The following is a 19,767-nucleotide window of genomic DNA, read 5'->3' as shown; positions in this document are numbered from 1 at the left end:
GAAGTTTACTATGAGCGGATGTCCTCAAGATGCGCCGCTTCGACAACAGGTAAGTTGTCCAGTTCGACAATGGGACGTACTTCAACTGTGCCCTTTTTAGCGCCAGGAATCTCAGATGCAATGCTGAGTGCTTCGTCGAGGTCGGATGCTTCAACTAAGAAGTATCCACCCAACTGTTCATGCGTTTCGGCAAATGGGCCATCGGTAATTAGCTTCTTGCCATCACGCACGCGCACACTCGTCGCAGTCGTAACGGAATGTAGCGGTGAAGCTCCAAGAAATTTGCCATCGGCATGTAGTCTATGGGTCAACTTGGTAGATTCCTCAAAACAGTCTTGCCGTTCTTGTTCTGTCCAACTGTCCTCTTTGCCATAGATCAACAACATAAATTTCATCGCCGTCTCTCTTTTAACTAATTGTAAGTAAACACAATTCGCTCCTCATCTTACTGGTTACCAGGCTATGCCTGGTAACCCACTGCGCTGCAGGCTCTGCCTGCGCATCTCCAATCTACCGCCACGCAAAGGAGGCAGAGCCTCCGAGCCAGCTCATTCCCAGGCAGAGCCTGGGAACGAGGCGTTACTGGTTACCGGGCTCCACCTGGTAACCCACTGCATAGCAGGCTCTGCCTGCGCATTTCCGATCTACGCCACGCAAAGGAGGCGGAGCCTCCAAGGCATTTCGTTCCCAGGCGGAGCCTGGGAACGAGGCGCTACTGGTTAGCGGGCTCTGCCTGGTAACCCGCTGCACTGCAGGCTCTGCCTGCGCATCTCCGATCTACCACCACGCAGAGGAGGCAGAGCCTCCAAGCCAGCTCATTCCCAGGCGGAGCCTGGGAACGAGTTAAGTTTGTCGTTTCGCAACTCTCCCAATCGACATGTCCGACGAAAAATTCTAGCCGAGCGAATCCAAACGTGACATAAGAAACCGTTTCTCTGCATCCTGACTGACAAGCTCTAGGGCTCGCACGTACGAACAACGCGCCTCGTCGGCTAGCTGCAGACGCCGACACAGCTCCGCACGTGCCGAATGGGCAAGGTAATAGTCCTCTAGCTCGCCCCGCTGCAGTATCGAATCGATCAGAATCAAACCTTCTCGCGGACCGCTTTGCATCGCCACAGCGACCGCACGGTTTAGCTCAACAATGGGCGATGGATCAAGCTGAAAGAGCACATTGTATAAACCGACAATCTGCGACCAATCGGTATCGGCAGCTTCCTTAGCCTGGGCGTGTACGGCGGAAATTGCCGCTTGTAGCGTATACGGCCCAATACGTCGCGTGCGAAGAGACTTCTCGACCAAGACTTTGCCTTCCTCGATCAACTGTTGATCCCACATCGTGCGATCTTGATCTTCGAGCAGGATTAACTCACCCTGGCTATTGGTCCTCGCCAACCGCCGCGACTCATGCAGCAGCATGAGTGCAAGCAGTCCCATAACTTCCGAGTCTGGCATTAACTGATAGAGCAGCCGGCCTAGGCGAATTGCCTCGTTCGACAGATCGGCTCGAATGAGACTATCGCCCGACGTGGCCGAGTAACCTTCGTTGAAAACAAGATAGATTACATGCAACACGACTTCGAGACGATCTGGCAGGTCTTCAAGAGTGGGAACTGCGTACGGGATTCCCGCCTCTCGAATCTTCGCCTTTGCCCTAACTATCCGCTGAGCAAGAGTCGGGACGGGAATCAAGAACGCGCTTGCAATGGCTTCCGTGGACAGGCCGCAAACTTCACGTAAGGTGAGCGCCAATTGTGACTCGGGCGCTATCGCGGGATGGCAGCAAGTGAATATCAATCGCAGTTGATCATCTTCAACGGTATCGATTTGCTGTTTGCTCGCAGCGGCCAGCTTCTCACTGCGTTCGTTGATGCTCGGCATGGCAGCATCAAATCTTGCCCGCTTTCGCAATGAATCGATCGCTTTGAAACGCCCCGTCGACACAAGCCATGCTCTAGGGTTGTCCGGAATGCCGTCGCGAGTCCATTGGTCGACGGCAACGGCGAAGGCCTCATGCATTGCTTCTTCGGCAAGATCAAAGTCTCTCAGCAACCGGACTAGTGTAGCGAAGATCCGCCGTGATTCGCTCCGGTAAACAACATCTAATTGCGAGCGTACTTCGTCCTCATTCAATGAACCCATCGTAACCTACTCGCAAAAGATTAGTTCGCGTCAGAACTTTGAGAGTGCCGCACTCACGCTGCAAATCGTTGAAGTGAATAAGGCCGCGACGGTACATGAGGCGCTGTCCCGGCCATAAGCTCACTTACCAACCGACCAGTAGCGGGTGCCATACTCAAGCCCAGCATATTGTGTCCTGCCGCAATCAAGACATTTGAAACTTGAGGAACTCGGTCGATTACCGGCACGCTGTCGTAGGTCATCGGACGCCAGCCGTACCACGTTTCATCAACTGTTCCCGCGGACCAATCTCTGAAGTAGAGCGATGCTGTTTTCGTCAAATGCGAAAGTCGTTTCTGATCGATCGTTGAATCATAACCAGCAAACTCCATCATTGAACCTAAACGCAAGCCGGTTTGAAACGGTGTCACTGCGACTCGGTGCTCTGGAAAAATCATGGGCGTTTGAATGCGTACTGGACAATTCTGCATCGTCATTGAATAACCCTTGCCCGGTTGAATCGGCACTTCGGCACCAAGCTGCTCCGTCAACAGCGGCGTCCACGATCCTAAAGCGACCAGAAAGGCTTCGGCAGTAAATGCACCTTGGTTTGTCGCTACCGTTTTGACCTGACCGTCCGCAATTTGAATTCTCTCGACTTCGCACTCTTCAACGAACTTCACGCCGCGTTCTAAGAGCAGTTTGTGCCAAGCCGCGACAAGTCGGTCGGGACGCAGATGGCAGTCCGTTTCAAAGTACCATGCACCCGCCATATCTTTCGCGAGCGCTGGCTCGCGTTGGATCAATTCACGTCGACCGACAAGTTCTGCGGGTTCGTCAAACTGGCTGGTAAGAAGTTCGTTGGTTGGTTCATAGCTCTTCAGTTTGTTTTCGCTCTTATAGACAAAATAAAGCCCCTGTCGCTGCCACTCACAATCCAGACCCTCATCGTCAACAATTTGTTGGTAAAGTGACTTCGAAGATTTCAGCAGCGCGTTGATGGCAGCGGCTGAATCAAGCATGTCGGTGTGATTACAACGCTTGGCGAATTTCCAAAGCCATTTCCAGAGCTTCCAATCAAACCTCAACCGAACACGAAGAGCCGGGTCACGCTTGATTGCTGCCGTAAGGGCGTAACGAATCGTCCCAGGCTCGGCGAGGGGCAATACATGGCTTGGCGATATGAGCCCACAATTACCATGCGAACAAGCACCGCCAATTCTTCCTTTATCCAGCACTGTTACTTGGAAGCCACTTTTTTGCAAATAATAGGCGCTTGCCAGCCCGATCAATCCACCACCAATGATTAAGACCGTCGACTGCGATTCGTTCATAAAGATGGGCTTCGTCCCGAAAGTGCTAAGTTGACGAAATTAGCTACCATAGCTCGATTTTTTTGATCGCGCTGTTCGGCTAGAGCTGTACTTGCTCTCGTCACTTAACCGCTAGCATAGTATCCCAGGGGGAATACCGCTAGTTTCGAGCGAAACGAGGGACTTCGATCTGATTTTCGATCGTGGTAACGCCATCCAAGTTGCGGAGCGATTCTTGAGCAACTTGCTTCTGGTAAAAGCTCTGCGCAGTACCACGGAGCGTGACGACTCCCGATTTGGCTGTAAAAAGGATATTCGAGCCCGTCAGATAGGGGTTCGAACGAAGCACTTGGTTGACCCGAAATGTCAGAGGGTACAGTTCGGGCGGGTCAATTCTCGTTATCTTTATCATCGCTGCGGCACCGGAAGAACGAAGCGAGCGATTCCCGGCAGCTCAACGCCATCGATCGGCTCACAGAACGTTCAAGAAAGTTCGAGAGGTGTGTGCTTCCATGCCACTGTCGTCATCGTCAATTTATTCCAGCCAGACTTTGTAAATCAAGCTCAGTTTCTCCAGGTTCCTCAACGGATGCCCGCTTAATCGCCACAATTGCCATGCCGCGAATGTTGACCACAACCTGCAGACCACTTAACGGAGCGTCGAGAAGCTATAATTGGCGATGATTTATCTCCCACCTCCTAAAATAGAAAAGCCCTTCCATCATGAGACTGGTATCAGCTCCCCGACTGTCCTCCTACGCATTGGTACTGGCGTGGATTTTCAACTCTTCCAACACGACAATGTTGGCAGACGACAAAGTTCAAATTGTTCCCGATGTGGTTTACGGCCATAAGGACGGTATGGCTCTGACATACGATGTTTTCAAGCCGACCAGCAACGCGAACGGAGCTGCCTTGCTGTTCATGGTCAGCGGCGGCTGGTACTCAACCTGGTCACCTCCAGAGCAATTCGTGCATACGTTCGACCAATTGCTCGAGCGCGGCTACACCGTAATTGCAGTGCGGCATGGCAGCAGTCCACGTTATGTTGTCCCCGAATGCGCCGACGATGTGCGCAAGGCTCTAGCATTTGTTACGGAGCACGCGGGCGACTATTCCATCGACCCGAAACGCATTGGCGTCTTTGGCTTTAGCGCGGGCGGCCACCTTTCTTTAATCCTCGGAACGCAAACGAACGATAACGAAGCTGAAAATGCCCCCCGCGTTGCCGCTGTCGTCGCTGTTTTTCCTCCGACCGACTTGGAACCTTACGTCAAAATCGGAAACCCCCGTCGCGAACAATTTCCAGCTCTGCAGTTCGATCCCAAAGAAGCACCCGCCGTATCACCGCTACTTTCGGTCACCGACGACGATGCCCCCACGCGTTTGTTTCACGGTGATAAAGATGACCTAGTCCCGTTGTGGCACAGTGAGAAAATCCAAGCCGCCTTCAAGGAACACAATGTCGATACAAAGCTGACCGTTTTCGAAGGAGCAGGCCACGGATTTAACGAAGCACAGACTGCGGAAATGATGCGTGAAATGATCGCTTGGTTCGATGAACACCTAGCCCCATAGCCTGATCTCTGCAGACCGCGAACCCAAAAGGCAATTGCGGACTCTCTCAAGTTCGCTTAACATCGCCCGCTCAACACTGCGGATTCCGTCACGCTTTGTATCGTGAGCGGAACTTTTTGATTTCACGGGATTTTAAGATGAATGCATCGGTTGCAATAGTTGATTATCAGATGGGCAACTTGCGAAGTGTCCAGAAGGCGATCGAGAAAGTCGGTGGCAATGCGATTGTTACGGACGATCCATCACAGATCCAATCGGCAAGCCACGTTATTTTGCCAGGCGTGGGTGCGTTTGGTGATGCCATGCGCGAGCTGCAGCAACGACATCTAGTTCCCGTTATTCAACAAGCCGCGTTATCAGGCAAACCATTTCTCGGCATCTGCTTGGGCATGCAACTCCTATTTGCTAGTGGCGAAGAAGGCGGTGAACAAACAGGGCTTGGAATTATCGAAGGCAGCGTACCCAAATTTGAAATCGACCCAGCACTCAAAGTGCCCCACATGGGATGGAACAAAGTCGCAAGTAAACTTGCCGATGATCCCTTGATGCAATCGATTCCTTCCGATCCATATTTTTACTTCGTCCACAGCTACTTTTGCCAGCCGGTGGACACGAGTGTCGTCTGGCTGGAATGTGATTACGGCGGCCCATTTTGCGCAGCAATCCGAAAAGACAACATCTTCGCAACTCAGTTCCATCCAGAAAAGAGTCAAGCGAATGGTTTACGACTGCTGCAAAATTTTATTGAACTCAAGTAGCCATCTAAACGGCAACCGGGCGACACGTGCGTAATAAAAGCAACCGGTTTTTCAGGATGAAGAAGGTACGTCTTACGAGCGTCGCCATGAGTAGGTCGGTCACCTACGCTACCTGCAACCTGACTCTGCGATTTTTACGATACCGCGTTCTTAAACCTTCGTCGAAACGGCCCCCAAGTTGCCCGAATAGGTACGCCATGGGTTCCTTGGAGCAGCATTTCGTCGTGGCGCGATCAGGTTCCGTAGATTTTTCACAGTCGACCACTTTCTGGGTTTGCAAAGTCCAACGTTCTCAATTCTAAAGTGCACACGAAATAATCATCGCTTAGGCAAGCTGGATTGCTTATACTATGCTTGGTCGTTTTGATAAAACTGGCTCAGGTATAGCCCATTTTTCAAACGAATATCCTCCCTTCTGCGCACAAGAGTTTTATCGGGGAAGCAATGAGTACGATCTTTGCAAAACTAACCGGTACCGAGTTTGATTCGATGGTGGACCGCGGAGCGTTTGAGTGCATCGCTGGTAAAAAAGTGGAGTTGATTCGAGGAGAGTTGAGATTCATAAATCCGGCTGGCCCCCTTCATGACGACTATATCGACTATCTCACTCGTTGGTCGCACAGCTCGGTTACTAAAGAGATGGCCAACATTCGTGTGCAATGTGGATTCCTTTGCAATGACAACCGCCCTGAACCGGATATTCTTTGGCTTCAACCACGCCGCTATGGCCATACTCATCCGACATCGAAAGATGTGATGTTGGTTATCGAAGTGTCAGACAAAAGCCTCTCGTCGGATCTGCAGGAGAAAGCGGACATTTATGCCGAAGCTGGAGTACAAGAGTATTGGGTTGTCGACGCTCCCTCTTCTCGCATCCATGTTCTCTCGGAAAGCGACGGGAAATCGTATCGAAAAATCGAGATCGCAGTTCCCCCACAGCGCCGTTCGCCGATCTGTTCGCCGCACTCCAAGCTAAGTTTGGCGAAACTATTTTCCGTGACTTAGAGTTGGATTTGCGAAGAACTCGCGAGTAACCAACGTATTGCAAGAGAAGCGGATTCATTGCCAGCGTCAAGGCCAAACGAAGGTAATCCAAACAATGGTGTCAGTCGATAAACGAACCTATCTTTTGGCAGCTTGCCTCTTTGTTGTCGGATGTAGAGCAAATTCGCCAGATTCCGCTAGAATTGAGATTTGCAATGAGATTAAAAGTAAGATTGCGCTTGAGTTAAGATCTCGCTTTAACAGTTCAAAGTATTCTGAAGTAGATGACGCGATTGAGAAAATATGCAGCTCTGCGACTCCCTGTCCCACTTGCAAGCTTTTAACTTCCAAAGAAAAGGGAAACGACAGCCGTTTTTTGATTATTGAACAAGCACAAACCAAACTTCCCCGATTTCTTGTTATTTGTGCTTGTGAGGTACCGAAGGGATTGCGTCTTCGATTGACTCCCAGCGAGTACGTAAATTTTGTTAGTGCAAGAACACCAAATTCGACAGTTCATTATCCCCACTACTCCCTTTATTTTGTGGATCAAGATTCTCAGTTGCATGAGTTTCCGCGGGATGTTTTGCTAAGCCGGGAAAGCCTTTTGGCGACAATTAACGGTCTTCTCTCCGAATGATCAGATGCCAAACGTTCCTAACCACGAATCGAAGTGCGACACTTAACAAGAGGTTGTGTAAAAATGACGTCCCGCATATTAGCATCGTTCCTTCTCTTAGCCCTAACAATCGGCTGTGAAAAACGCACGCCATATAATGGTTACTTCTTGGAAGATTTTGTGGGGCAGGAAGTCGTAGTCCGTGGAACTTTCAATGGACCTGGAATTCAGGCCGACTACGTGACTACGAAAGGCGAACCCGTCTACCTGACCGGCGATATTCTGAAGTCTGTAGATGGGCCTGAATATGGTACAGACGTCGAAGTGAAGGGTGTTTTAAAGTTCAAGGCGTTCGTGCGACAGCAGGGCTTCATAGATCACGCACCTCCAGATTACTACTATTTGGATCAAGGAAGCATAAAGATCTTGCGACAACCAAACAGTGCATCTGGACTAACGTCATCTTTGAGGGAATAAATGAGACAAAGATAGTTTCTCTGCTCGAGCTGAGGTAACTACTTTTCAACCCCATCGCGACAGTTCACGCGGTTATGTACGCACCACGCGACCCGACTGACGTCGAATCGGGGTTACGACGCACCAAACGCGTCTTTGCTTCAGTGTCCTGCATAGGCTCGTCCCAGTCCAGCGATGCTGCTACTTGGCTTCTTCGATTGCGGCTTTGCGGGCGGCTTCGAATTCATCGCCCGCTTTCCATGATTGCATCTCGGGTGCGTTTGCCATCTGGATTTCGACTTCGTAAAGCAACTGAGAATCCTCGACTGCGCCGGAGAGATCCCAATCGGGATTGTATTCGTCGCTGGGCTGGTGGTAATCAGTATCAGTCCACTTTTCCAACTGCTCGCGTCCCCAACCATCAGGTTTTCCGCGTACCGCCGTACCTGCGTGCAAGTACAAGCCCGGCACGCCCACTTTCGCCATCGAAAATTGATCGGACCTATAATAGTACCCTCGGTCAATGAACTGATCGGGAACGACGCTTCGATTCTGTTTCTCAGCAGCGGCTTGGACCAAAGCATCGATAGACGACTTGCCAAACCCAACTACTTGCAGGTCGACAGTACGTCCTAAAAAGTTGAGGCCGTCCATATTGATCAGGCCAGCGATCTTTCCAAGCGGAACTGTTGGATGAGCCGCGTAATATTTTGATCCAAGCAAGCCTTGTTCTTCAGCTCCAACTGCCGCGATCAAGATAGACCGTTTAGGCTTTTCAGTCGCCGTCGAGACAGATCGTGCCATCGCCAATAAGGCTGCTGTGCCGGCCGCGTTATCGATAGCTCCGTTATAGATATCGTCACCGCTTGCATCGCGTTCCGCGGCTCGTCCAATGTGGTCGTGGTGCGCCATCAGCATGACATACTCGTCCGCCAACTCTGGATCACTTCCGGGCAAGATGCCAAGTAGGTTTGCAGTATCGCGTTCACGGATTTCGCATGTCAGCGCAACCGAAGTTCGCACCCCTAACGGCACCGATTTAAAGCCACGCTGGTTGGCGGCGGACCGCAACTGGTCCAAATCCTTGCCTGCCAAAGTCGCAATCTTTTTCGCAGCTTCTTCGGTCACCCAAGATTTGACTTTAAGACGCGCCGAGTCATCCTCACGCAGTTCTGACTCTTCACCCGACCATGAAGTTTGGACAACTTTGAAAGGATAACCAGCCGATGGAGTGGTGTGAATGATAATCGCGCCAAGTGCGCCATGAGCGGCTGCGTTCGCATATTTGTAGTCCCAACGGCCGTAATACAAACGACGCCGACCTTCGAACAAATTCGGATCGTCCTCGGGGTCGTTGTTCATGATCAGCAGAATTTTGCCAGCAACGTCGATCCCAGCAAAATCATCCCAGTCATACTCGGGCGCCGTAATGCCATACCCGACGAAAACAATCTCGGCATCGTCGACGCTCACTTGCGGTTGAGCCATGCCGCTGGCCACGATGAACTCTTCGAAGTACTTTAAGGTGATTGAATCCGTTGGACCCTTGATCGTTAAGGTCTCTGGCGGTTTCGTCGTCACGCCGACCAGCGGAACTTGCTGAGTCCACGAACCATTTTCCCCTGCAGGTTCAAACCCCATGCCCTGCAGTTGCGTGGCAATATAAAGCTGCGTCAGCTTGTCGCCATTTGTTCCCGGTCCTCGACCTTCGAGCAAATCGTCGGCCAGGAAACGGATGTGAGAAGCTAATAGCTCCGCATTAATTGTCTGGGAATCGACCGAAATGGCCGCCGGCTGTGGGTCGCCTGAGATTTCCTGCCCGATGAGCTGGGAACTCGAATACAAGCTTAAGACCTGTGTAATTGCTGCAAAAACGAGGCAATTGGCTAATTTCGGTAACCTAGGTATCGATGGTACTGGCATGGCTTGGCAAAATAGGCAAAGGAAACGTGCTGAGTAAAGTGTCCGCGTAAAAACGATTGTACCGAATTTCTCAAATGATCCGAGAATATCGCAAGTTACGACGCTCAGCCTTCGATAACTGATTGTAGTCATGCGTCAGGACGCAATGACCGATGACTTCAAGGCTGGATAGGGTTGAATCCAAGATGTCGAACAAATTCGGACGCACAATTACAGGTCTAGTTATTGCCGCTGTCGCCGTAAGCAACACGGGTTGCATCGGACTAACGACAGGGCCTAGCCTAGGACCTTTCGCAATTCCTATCCCGGTATCACCATACCTGCAAGATCAGGAAGAACTTGAGTTCCACGTTCACGAGCGATACGGTCGAGTGCCCATCATGGGTCCGTTGACAGCTGGTGGGCCTGTTGCAGCTTTGGACCCTCCTAGTGATGACGAAGTGATGCAGGCTTTAGAGCGTGCTCGCCCAGTCCGCGGTGGCATACCGTTGCTCAGCGAAAAGCAACGCAACAACGTGCGGATCGTCAAAGAAAAGATCGTTGACTACGTTGACCCACCTCGCTTCATTCCCTTGATTGGGTTCGCTCAACTCCATCATGCTCACTACAAGTGCACGATCTATATGGAAGAGCGTCTGATCAATGGCTGGCCGATACCTTATACTCTTGAAGACAATGAAGTCGTAGAAGTCATCTACATCGACCATAACCACTTCCACATGTGTGGTGATCCCGACACTGGGGCCTCAAGCCCTTACTAAAGACTGCACCTGAAAGTCTACAATCTGCAATAAGGCGAGCTCATTTGGGCTCGCCTTTTTTTTTGATCTAGCCGCATCGCCGAACGCGCGAATGTATGCCCCCTGAAAGAAGCGTCGTCATCGACCTTCGCTAGATTTCGACGATTCGTACGACGTTCAGGGCAAATTCGTGATTGGCAAGGCATCGATTAATCTCGAATAAGACGGGCTTGAGTAGAGCAACGCTTTCGACCACAAAATGTGCACCGGCAGCGTACAGTGTTTGCTCGGCCCGCGCGACCATTAAGCGTTTCTTGTCAGCACTGAGGCTAGTGAATTCGGCTTCGCTTAGACCAACTTCGTTTCCTGTACGCGAGATGCCGATCGTCCAACACCCCGCGTTTCTGCCTGCTCTAACGCCAACCGGAGTGTCGTCCACCGCGACGATGTTGTTCATCGGATAGACGTTCAGTCGCTTGGCCGCTTCAAACAAAAGAAAAGGAGCAGGGCGTCCGGCGGGAACATCATCTGCCCCAATCGCGCATTCTGGCTGATAGCCTTGAAGTGCGGCCTGTTGCAGCAGAACATCAATTTGAGACTGGACGTAACCAGTGGTCGATCCGACGCGTATCCCTTTACTTGCACACCAGGAACTAAGCTCAGCGGTTCCCTCGATCAGCTTGCAAAAGTCCCCCAAACTACTGCCCTGCAATCGCATAAATGCGTCGTAGATTGAATCGATATCTCGCTCGCTTACATTCGCTCCATGCTTGGCTCGCCACTGCTCTGCAACAGGTGGCATTTCTGTAATACGCCGTATGTGATCACGCTTTGCGCGACCCATTGGCTCGCGCGCTTGTTTAGAAGAAATCGTAACACCATGCTCAAGAAAGCTCTTTTTGAAAACTTCCGTGGGAGCGCACGAGCCGAAATCAATTGTTGTTCCAGCCCAGTCGAACAAGATGCATTTGATATGATCTACGCTTGCTTCCGCCACTGTTGATTGCATTTGTTAAAAGCCGATGACGTGTTGCCGGCAACTGCCATACCGGATGAACACTGAAGATAAAGTCTAACGTCCACTAGGTTGCAAATCGAGCTGACCAATAATCTCACCGACAATGTGATGCTCCGATGCATCGACTACGAAAGGTCCCAGCGTTCTTTCGAAGTCGAATATGGCTAATGTATCTTGATCCGCAGCGTACTCTGCAGCTGGAACAAAGTTCTCCGTGTATCGAGCAATTTTTGAAAACCTAACATTGTCGACCTTGCCCTTAAAGAATCGATTGGGCTGATCGTTCTTGTCAGGATCAGCCCCGATGAACGTCGAAAGCGCATTTTGAACTCGCATGCCAGCAGCTGGCATACTTGCGACGCGCTTGCCATTAACAAAAAGCGAAGCAGATTCTGCGTCAAACACACCGGCTAAATGCGTCCACTGATTGCCCGCGATCGCCTGCTCCGATTTAACAATTACGTAACGTTCGCCATCGGCATCGCGAATTCGCAAATCAAATTTCGGCTTTCCATTATTAATCGCAATGGCAAATTCCGAATTCTGCGTCTTGGCTATCACCGCTTGGGGGCCAGTTTGGTCCGTCTGAAAGACCCAAGTTTCCACTGTAAACGCGCCTGCCGGAATACTTAAACTTGCTGGACTGATTTTCACGCAGCTGACAGTATCTTCAAACACGGCACATTGATCCTGCTCATTCATCGGCAACTGGGAGATAGCATCACTGCTAACTCGCACTGGAATTGCATTTTCCTTTACAGGCAGTTTTACACGAGTAGACTCCGCAAGGTATTCACCTGACACACGCAGATTGGGAAGCTTGAAACTATCCCAGTCGGTCTCTTTTGCTGCCCAGATGCGAAAACCAGTGCGCTGTGTTACACCTGGGTCTAGATAGACGTGCTGATGATCAGGATACACTCTCCAGCCTTGTGGTAGACGCGAAAATTCGACGGTAAGTTCAACTGGCTTCGTCGATGGATTTGAAAATTCAAAGGTACATTGATTCGGTTCAGTTGACGCTTGCAGCAGGGGGAAAGCGTCGATCGTTTGCGTGGGCGCTGTGGAACGCTCGGCCAAAATCAAGTCAGCGGTGAACTCGGGGGTAAACAATTTCGGGTCGACAACTGCCCCGACGGGAATAGTTGCGACCTGAAAGGAATCTTCGCGGACGGTTACGACATTGAAATGGTGCAGGAAGCCGGCTTCGGGAAAATCTGCTTCCAGATTCCCACCTGTCGTGGCTAACGTGAAATACTCAATACCGTCTCGAACTCCGTCATAGCGCATATGGTGGATGTGCCCCGCGAAAACAGCAGAAACGTTTCCTGCAGACGCTAACAAGCTGTGAACTGCATCCCAATTGCTACCTGTATATCCCCCGCCTATCCAACGTGGATGGTGCAAAAACACAAAGACATGCCCCATATCCTTACAATCGCTAAGCGCCTGAGATAGGAATGCCAATTGTGCTTCGCTCATCTGCTGAAGCCGCCCTTCATTAAACCCTTTCTCACCAGTATCAGGATCTCCTTCGTCGGAATACAGGACAATAAATCCCGCGTTCTTATGCTTGAATGAGTACCAAAGTGGTCCGAAGTGTGTTTCATAATTCGACTCGTGCTGGCCTGCCGGCATTTCCACGTCGCTCCGCTCCCAGTAGACATCGTGATTACCAGCAACTGGATACCAAGGCATACGCAAGTTTTCCATGATGCCAATGAACTCATCTTTTTCATCAAGCCATTTTGCGGTTCGGTTGTAGCCTTGAATGAGATCACCAACGGTCATTACCAGATCTGGATCAAGCAGATTGGTATCTACTACCGCTTGACGCAGATACTTCAGCCCCTCTGGCACACCCGACGTGCGATCGCCGTAGACAATAAAGTGAAATACGCCCTCTTCTTTCGGCAACGCCAGTGATTTTGCGTCAACGCGATTAGTCTGCACGTGGTCATGCGCATGCGTCTGGGGCGATTGGGCGTTCCCTCTGGAACACAAAGTTGTCACCAAGAGTACGAAACCTAGTAGCGGATAACACGAAGAGCGTACCCGAACATATGAGCTCAACATTGTTTGACCTTAAAAGCGGTTTTAGGATTGAGTTGGTATGTGAAGACCGACCACCTGCGGAGTGGATGCATCATTGCTCTTTTTGCGAAACAAGTGTGAAGACCTCGTGAGCATTTCGTGAAGTTCACTCGCTAACATCATCGCAATATTAAAGCTTCGTGAAATAGCGAGCATCTGCATTTACAGACCTTTGGATTTGCATACAACGACACCGCTAAAGACTTCAGCACGAAGTCTAACGATTACACACCTGTATACATCAGCCGCTCGATTCTCGCCAAACACAACGCTGATACGTTCGAGTTTCATTCATCCAAAAGGAACAAAGATGACGCGAAAAGGATTCACCCTCGTCGAATTGTTAGTAGTTATTGCCATCATCGGAATTCTTGTTGCGTTATTACTTCCCGCTGTTCAGCAGGCGCGTGAAGCGGCTCGAATGGCACAATGCAAAAATAGCATGCGCCAGGTTGGCCTTGCAACACTTCAGTATGAAGCCGCCTACAAAAAATACCCATCCGGTTGGAACACGCATGGAACGCTGTGGAGCGCCGCAATTCTTCCCTTCGCCGAGCAGTCAGCAGTTTACAATACGCTGAATTTTTTCGAACAAGGGCTAGGTAATTGGGACAATCCAAGCGGCCCGAATTACGCCGCTTGTCAGGCAGAACTTACCTACATGCGTTGCCCCAGCGTCGCTATCGCAAAAGCTTTTAACTACAACGGAATCCAAGAACGATACGCCGCTAGTTACCGTGCCGTTGGAGCATCAGACGTCTCTTCTGACGACAATAGCACAAGGCCGGTTGCCGGAACAAAGTCGTTTGAAGCAAAAGAACTCAACGGAATGTTCTTTGGTTGCAGTGAAATTCGGAATAGCAACATCCTTGATGGCACGAGCAATACTTTCATGTTTGGCGAGTCGCGTGTTGATCCTGACTTTGTAAAGGATAGCCAAGGTATGGATTTTTGGGCAATCGGATCCCCGCAAGCCGACCCATGCCGTTGCGATGGCGGCACTGGCGGGACCGAATTTTCTGAAGCAGCAGGGAGCACGCTCGTAAAACCTAACACAATCATTCACGAACCAGCGACTAACGGTTACCTCCTTGAAGTCTCGTTTGGAAGCTGGCACGTTGGGGGCACAGCCTTTGTCCTTGCAGATGGTTCAACACACTTCGTCAGCGATAGCGTCGACCTGAAAGCCTACCAAGACATGGGAACTCGAGCAGGCCAGGAAAAGCCTAAGCTAAATTTTCAGTAAAACCTATCAAACTGCTGATGAGTTTATAGCCTCAAATTTTTTAATTGATATCTGCTCAATAAAAGACTCTCAATGAATAGTTCAGTAGAACGTACTCAGTCACGGCGCGCTTTTACAATTGCTTTTATTATCGCAATCTTAAACCTGAACGGATGCTCCGTACAATCTCAACCAAATTATGGATCACTTGGCTTAGTCAATGTTTCCGGGTATGTAAAATTAGACGGAAACCCACTTTCAAATGCCACAATTGAGTTTGTCAATGAGTCTGACAACACGTTTTCCTATGGATATATAGGAAGCGATGGTTCTTATTCACTTATGTTTGATTCTCGCACCGAAGGCATTATTCCGGGAGAAAAGTCCATTCGATTCCGCTCTGGCGCACCAGCCGGCATGGGCGAAGCCGGCTTGGATGCGGCTAGTATGAGCGAAGATCCTGATGAAGATCAAGCAGCAACTTCCACACTTCCAGCTTGTTATAAAGAATTAGGAAAGATTAAAGTCAATGTGGAAAGCAGCACGACTTCTATGAATTTTGATCTAAAGTCTGACTGCTCGACAACCAGCTCATCATGAAGCACACCGACTATTAAAAAACGCGGTGAATCTTTATCACTTCTAAGCGAGCTCTTCATCGTTAATTAACTCAAGCAAGTTTAACTATGCGCGTCACAAGTGGCGCCAGCACTACAAAACAATTTTGTTGTGTTGTTTTAAAGTTCTAATGCTTGGGGAAAAAAATGAAATTATTTAGGAAACGCGGTTTCCAGAGTCATTCGTCGTCCGACAAACGACAAGTGAAACAAAACGCGTCTTCACGGAAGGAGAGCAATCGAAAGCTAACGCTTGAGTGCTTAGAAAATCGTCGAGTGTTTGCAGCGGCAGTTCTTAATGAAATTAGCGTCGATCCTAACGGTGGTGATCAACCTTGGGAATACGTGGAAATCAAGGGCATTCCAGGAGCACCCGCAACCGATTTGTATTTCGTGTCGGTAGAGGGCGACAACCCTGTATCGGGAACAGCCGACTTGGTCTTTGACTTGACTGGATTGAGCTTTGGATCGAACGGCTTGATCGCGGTAGTTGCTGACACTTTCGCAGGTTACAGCTCAATCATTCCTCCAGAGACGACACAGTTACTTACCGAAGCATTTATTAGTGGCACAGGTCAAACTCTAGAAAACGGCACGAATACTTTTGCCATTATCCAGAGTCCTACACCAATCTTGGCAGGATATGATTTCGATCCACTCAACGATGGAAGTTTCATCCTGCCAGAAGGTGCAACTCTCGTTGACTCGATCGGTTGGTCAGATGGCGGCGCAACAGACATCGTATACGGCGGTGCAGTGCTCACTCAACCGGTCGGCGGAATACCTGGAGCTGCAACACGTTTCCTAAATGACAACCGCACGAACGAAGCCGCCGCTTGGTACAACGGCGACTTGCAATCTCCGGTCGGCAGCGTGTTTTATCAAGAAGCCCCCAACCAAAGCTTGAACTTTCCAGTAGGTGGTCAACTAACACCCGGTGCTCCTAACGTACCTGGAACAAATTCGGCGCCTTCCGGCGTCGCTGACGCTTACTCTGTCGAGCCTTTCGCCACGCTGTCTGCACCCGCTGGCGCAGGAGTCTTGTCAAACGATACGGATCCAGATGGACTCCAGTCTGTTCTTTTCGCGCAGTTGGTTAGCGGACCAACGTTAGGCACGCTTATTTTCAATAGCGATGGTTCCTTCGAATACACCAGCAACGGAACCGAAGGAGTCGATTCTTTCACCTACCGTGCGACAGACCTTAGTCTCTTTAGTTCGGTGGTGACCGTCACTTTGAACGTAGAAGTCAATGATAACATAGCACCTACGTTGACACTCCCGATGGGACCTTTCGCCTTTACTGAAGGATCTAGCTCCGTTGCGATTTCCTCTGGTGCGAACCTTGTTGACAGCGACTCAGTCGACTTTTCAATCGGTTTCTTGTCGGTCGCAATCCTTGCCAGCGGTGAACCGGAAGACTCGCTGAGTGTACTTTCCGAAGGAACCGGTGCTGGACAGATTTCAGTTGCAAGCGGTGTCGTCCAGTACGAAGGCATCACAATCGGCTCGGTCATGGAAGGCACAGCCACTTCGCCACTACTGGTTAACTTCAATTCCAACGCAACGCTCGCCGCTGTTCAAGCCTTGGTCCAGAACATTCGGTTCTCCAATAGTTCTCAAGCTCCCTCGAGTGCACCTCGTACTATTGAGTTCATCGTCAATGATGGAGATGGTGGACAATCAATTCCGCAGACGCTTGAAGTTGGCATCGTTCCCGTTAACGATGCCCCAGTCATAACTCAAGCCCGCTCACGTACAACTTACTCAGTGGGCAACGGTGCTGTGACTTTGGATGGTTTGATCGGCTTAACAGACGTCGACTCCTTCGACTTTAATGGCGGGACAATTACCGCGACCATCGCCCTGAATGGCACAGCATCGGACGTATTGGGGATTCGTAATGTCGGAACGGGTCTTGGTGAAGTCTCTGTAAGCGGTTCGAATGTCAGCTACGAAGGCAGCGTCGTTGGGACGATCAGTGGAGGCAACTCGGGTACTCCGCTAGTGGTGACTTTTAATGCCACAGCCACCTCAAGCGCGGTCAGAGCCATTGCACGAGCTGTGACATTCGACACTGTTGACCCACGCATCATGCCGGCAGCCAGGGAAGTGACGCTTGTCGTTGCCGATGGAGACGGCGGAAGTGATGTAGCGACTTATACAGTTGCACAATCGTTGGCACGAAGCTACGCGTTTCAAGAAGGCGTTGACGGCGGACAAGGCGCATACAGCGGAGTAGAGGACGTCCAACTCGCTCAAAATCAGCCTGACACGGTTCTTCCTGTCGGAGCGAATCCTGCGACCGAAGGTCTGCTTGTCGACTTTGATGGTGGCTCAGCAAACTCTCAGGTCCTTCTCCGATTCGGTGACATCTTCGGCACGGGAGCTGGTCAGATTCCTTTGGGATCGCAGATCGTGTCCGCTCGCTTGGTGCTTGACACCAACAATCCCGGTGACGGAGGAACGTTCCATCGCTTGTTAACCGGCTTCGATCCTAACAACGAAACCTGGAACAGCTTTGGAAATGGCGCATCACCTCGTAATGCCACTCCTGGAGTTCAATCCGATGATGCTGAAGCTCGCGCCGCGTTTGAATCGCAAATAGGTGTGGCCGCAGCTAACAGTGATCCCGATGCAGGCGTCACCGTCATTGGAGTTACAAAAGATCTTCAAGCGTGGGCGAATGGTGAAGAAAACTTCGGCTGGCTAATTCAAGGCTGGAGCGGCCGCACCGACGGCTGGGCGTTCAGCGCATCGGAGTCTGAAAACCCGGTAGATCGCCCTCGCCTTGAAATCGATTGGGTCCCAGAAAACGTTTCGACAACAAGCTTCCGCAACGGCGAAGGTTCCTATACAGAGGCAGCAGATACTGCTTTGTTGGAAGCATTCCCAGAAGATGACAGCTCGGCTCTAGCAAATATTTTTGTGGACTGGGCTGATGCTGGCTCGAATAACACGTCGCAGGTTTTGCTGCGTTTCAATTCGATCATCGGTAACGAGCTCGCTGGACGAATCCCACAAGGTGCGTTGATCCATTCGGCCGTTCTCGACCTCAGTAGCACGCTCAGCAATGCCGAAGGGGACGGTGGGACGTTCAATCGGATGCTCACCGATTGGCTAGATACGTTTAACTGGTCAACCTTTGGAAATGGAGTTCAAGCCGACAATATTACTGCGAGTTCGGTAGCGACCGCCACCGCAGGAGACCCAGCTCTGCCGCGTACACAAGAGGCAGGCTTCTTGAACTTTGATGTAACAAGCGATGTACAAGCCTGGGTCAGTGGCGATACTCCAAACTTCGGTTGGGCAATCTTGCCATATGTCAACGGCACAAACGGCTGGGGCATCGAGACATCCGAAGCTGAAAGTATAGCTAACCGCCCCAAGTTGCGAGTTTACTTTACACCGGCCGGTGTAACAGTTTCGCCAACCAGCGACCTCGAAACAACGGAACTTGGCGGCACAACTCAGTTCTCTGTCGTGCTGAATACACCTCCGACAGACACTGTGACGATTGGTATCAGCTCAAGTGACTCGAGCGAAGGAACAGTGTCCAGTTCTTCAATCGTATTTACACCTGAGAACTGGGATATACCGCAGATCGTCACGATCACCGGAGTTAACGACACAGAACTCGATGGTGATGTTGCCTACCAAATCATCACCGGACCTGCCGTGAGCTCGGACGTGAACTACAGCGGCTTCGACGCAGCTGACATTGATGTCACAAATATTGATGACGATTCGTCGTCGGCAACGCCTGCCACCGTTGCAGGAGTGACATTTGGTGACGGCACTTCACAGCGTTCGATGGTGAAGTCGATTCGCGTCGACTTTAGCACCGTTGTTACTGCAGATCCTGGCGCTTTTGTGTTAGAGCGACGCGTTAATGGTGCTTTCGAAGCTATTCCAGCAAGCGAATTAGCTATCAGCTTCACCGATATCGGCTCTGCCCAACAGTCGCAGTTCTTACTCACGTTCTCCGGCAGCAGTGTCATCGGCGGCTCACTCGCTGACGGCAATTATCGTTTGACAGTTCTAGCCGATAGCGTTCAGGCCAACGGGCTTGATCTAGACGGCGACAACGATGGAGACGCAGGCGGCAACTTTGTACGTGGGAACGATTCCACCGATCAGTTCTTCCGCTTGTTCGGGGACTTCAACGGCTTGGGCGGCGTCAACGCCCTTGATATTAACGCTTTCCGTTCGTCGATTGGAACCAACAACCCAGTCTTCGACTTCAATTCGATAGGAGGCGTCAACGCAATTGACATCAACGCGTTCCGCCAACGCATCGGAAAAAATCGTGGATTTTAGT

At 50.7% G+C, this 19,767-nt stretch carries 15 protein-coding genes; 8 read left to right on the top strand and 7 right to left on the bottom strand.

Features of this window, described 5'->3' with window-relative positions:
* Positions 1-8: 8 nt before the first annotated feature.
* From SH451x_RS00525 to SH451x_RS00510, 4 genes are all read right to left on the bottom strand, one after another.
* Positions 9-395, bottom strand: a complete 387-nt coding sequence (locus SH451x_RS00525) for a YciI family protein (RefSeq protein WP_479360297.1) — start codon at positions 393-395, stop codon at positions 9-11.
* Between the two features lie 499 nt (positions 396-894).
* A complete protein-coding gene (locus tag SH451x_RS00520) occupies positions 895-2,142 on the bottom strand; it encodes an RNA polymerase sigma factor (protein WP_479360296.1) in 1,248 nt (415 codons plus the stop codon).
* 53 nt (positions 2,143-2,195) lie between these two features.
* Positions 2,196-3,455 (bottom strand): NAD(P)/FAD-dependent oxidoreductase, encoded by a 1,260-nt coding sequence (locus SH451x_RS00515; protein ID WP_479360295.1) that lies wholly within the window; start codon positions 3,453-3,455, stop codon positions 2,196-2,198.
* Positions 3,456-3,594: 139 nt separating this feature from the next.
* On the bottom strand, positions 3,595-3,846 hold the full coding sequence (locus SH451x_RS00510) for a BON domain-containing protein (RefSeq protein WP_479360294.1): 252 nt from the start codon (positions 3,844-3,846) through the stop codon (positions 3,595-3,597).
* A 311-nt stretch (positions 3,847-4,157) separates the two neighbouring features.
* Between SH451x_RS00510 and SH451x_RS00505 the strand changes: the two genes are divergently transcribed.
* From SH451x_RS00505 to SH451x_RS00490, 4 genes are all read left to right on the top strand, one after another.
* The gene (locus SH451x_RS00505) at positions 4,158-5,012 is read left to right on the top strand and encodes an alpha/beta hydrolase family protein (RefSeq protein WP_479360292.1); all 855 of its coding nucleotides are present in this window, start codon (positions 4,158-4,160) and stop codon (positions 5,010-5,012) included.
* A 137-nt stretch (positions 5,013-5,149) separates the two neighbouring features.
* On the top strand, positions 5,150-5,770 hold the full coding sequence (hisH, locus tag SH451x_RS00500) for an imidazole glycerol phosphate synthase subunit HisH (RefSeq protein WP_479360291.1): 621 nt from the start codon (positions 5,150-5,152) through the stop codon (positions 5,768-5,770).
* Positions 5,771-6,214: 444 nt separating this feature from the next.
* A complete protein-coding gene (locus SH451x_RS00495; protein WP_479360290.1) occupies positions 6,215-6,775 on the top strand; it encodes a Uma2 family endonuclease in 561 nt (186 codons plus the stop codon).
* 682 nt (positions 6,776-7,457) lie between these two features.
* The gene (locus tag SH451x_RS00490) at positions 7,458-7,850 is read left to right on the top strand and encodes a hypothetical protein (protein WP_479360289.1); all 393 of its coding nucleotides are present in this window, start codon (positions 7,458-7,460) and stop codon (positions 7,848-7,850) included.
* A 180-nt stretch (positions 7,851-8,030) separates the two neighbouring features.
* On the opposite strand, the gene SH451x_RS00485 is transcribed toward SH451x_RS00490, so the two are convergent.
* Complete coding sequence (locus SH451x_RS00485) at positions 8,031-9,674, bottom strand: M20/M25/M40 family metallo-hydrolase (protein ID WP_479360287.1); 1,644 nt, start codon at positions 9,672-9,674, stop codon at positions 8,031-8,033.
* A gap of 263 nt (positions 9,675-9,937) precedes the next feature.
* Here SH451x_RS00485 and SH451x_RS00480 point away from each other — a divergent pair, with 263 nt between their 5' ends.
* Positions 9,938-10,513, top strand: a complete 576-nt coding sequence (locus tag SH451x_RS00480) for a hypothetical protein (RefSeq protein ID WP_479360286.1) — start codon at positions 9,938-9,940, stop codon at positions 10,511-10,513.
* Between the two features lie 130 nt (positions 10,514-10,643).
* Here the strand turns inward: SH451x_RS00480 and phnX are convergent, their stop codons facing one another.
* On the bottom strand, positions 10,644-11,501 hold the full coding sequence (gene phnX / locus SH451x_RS00475) for a phosphonoacetaldehyde hydrolase (protein WP_479360285.1): 858 nt from the start codon (positions 11,499-11,501) through the stop codon (positions 10,644-10,646).
* Between the two features lie 63 nt (positions 11,502-11,564).
* On the bottom strand, positions 11,565-13,586 hold the full coding sequence (locus tag SH451x_RS00470; RefSeq protein ID WP_479360284.1) for a LamG-like jellyroll fold domain-containing protein: 2,022 nt from the start codon (positions 13,584-13,586) through the stop codon (positions 11,565-11,567).
* Positions 13,587-13,914: 328 nt separating this feature from the next.
* Here SH451x_RS00470 and SH451x_RS00465 point away from each other — a divergent pair, with 328 nt between their 5' ends.
* From SH451x_RS00465 to SH451x_RS00455, 3 genes are all read left to right on the top strand, one after another.
* A complete protein-coding gene (locus tag SH451x_RS00465; RefSeq protein ID WP_479360283.1) occupies positions 13,915-14,850 on the top strand; it encodes a DUF1559 family PulG-like putative transporter in 936 nt (311 codons plus the stop codon).
* Positions 14,851-14,922: 72 nt separating this feature from the next.
* Complete coding sequence (locus SH451x_RS00460) at positions 14,923-15,429, top strand: peptidase associated/transthyretin-like domain-containing protein (RefSeq protein WP_479360282.1); 507 nt, start codon at positions 14,923-14,925, stop codon at positions 15,427-15,429.
* Positions 15,430-15,593: 164 nt separating this feature from the next.
* Positions 15,594-19,766, top strand: a complete 4,173-nt coding sequence (locus SH451x_RS00455) for a DNRLRE domain-containing protein (protein WP_479360281.1) — start codon at positions 15,594-15,596, stop codon at positions 19,764-19,766.
* Position 19,767 lies beyond the last annotated feature (1 nt).

This window comes from Njordella aestuarii (assembly GCF_056494165.1).
The sequence above is the reverse complement of the archived record's forward strand: the minus strand, read 5'-3'. Positions and strand labels throughout refer to the sequence as shown.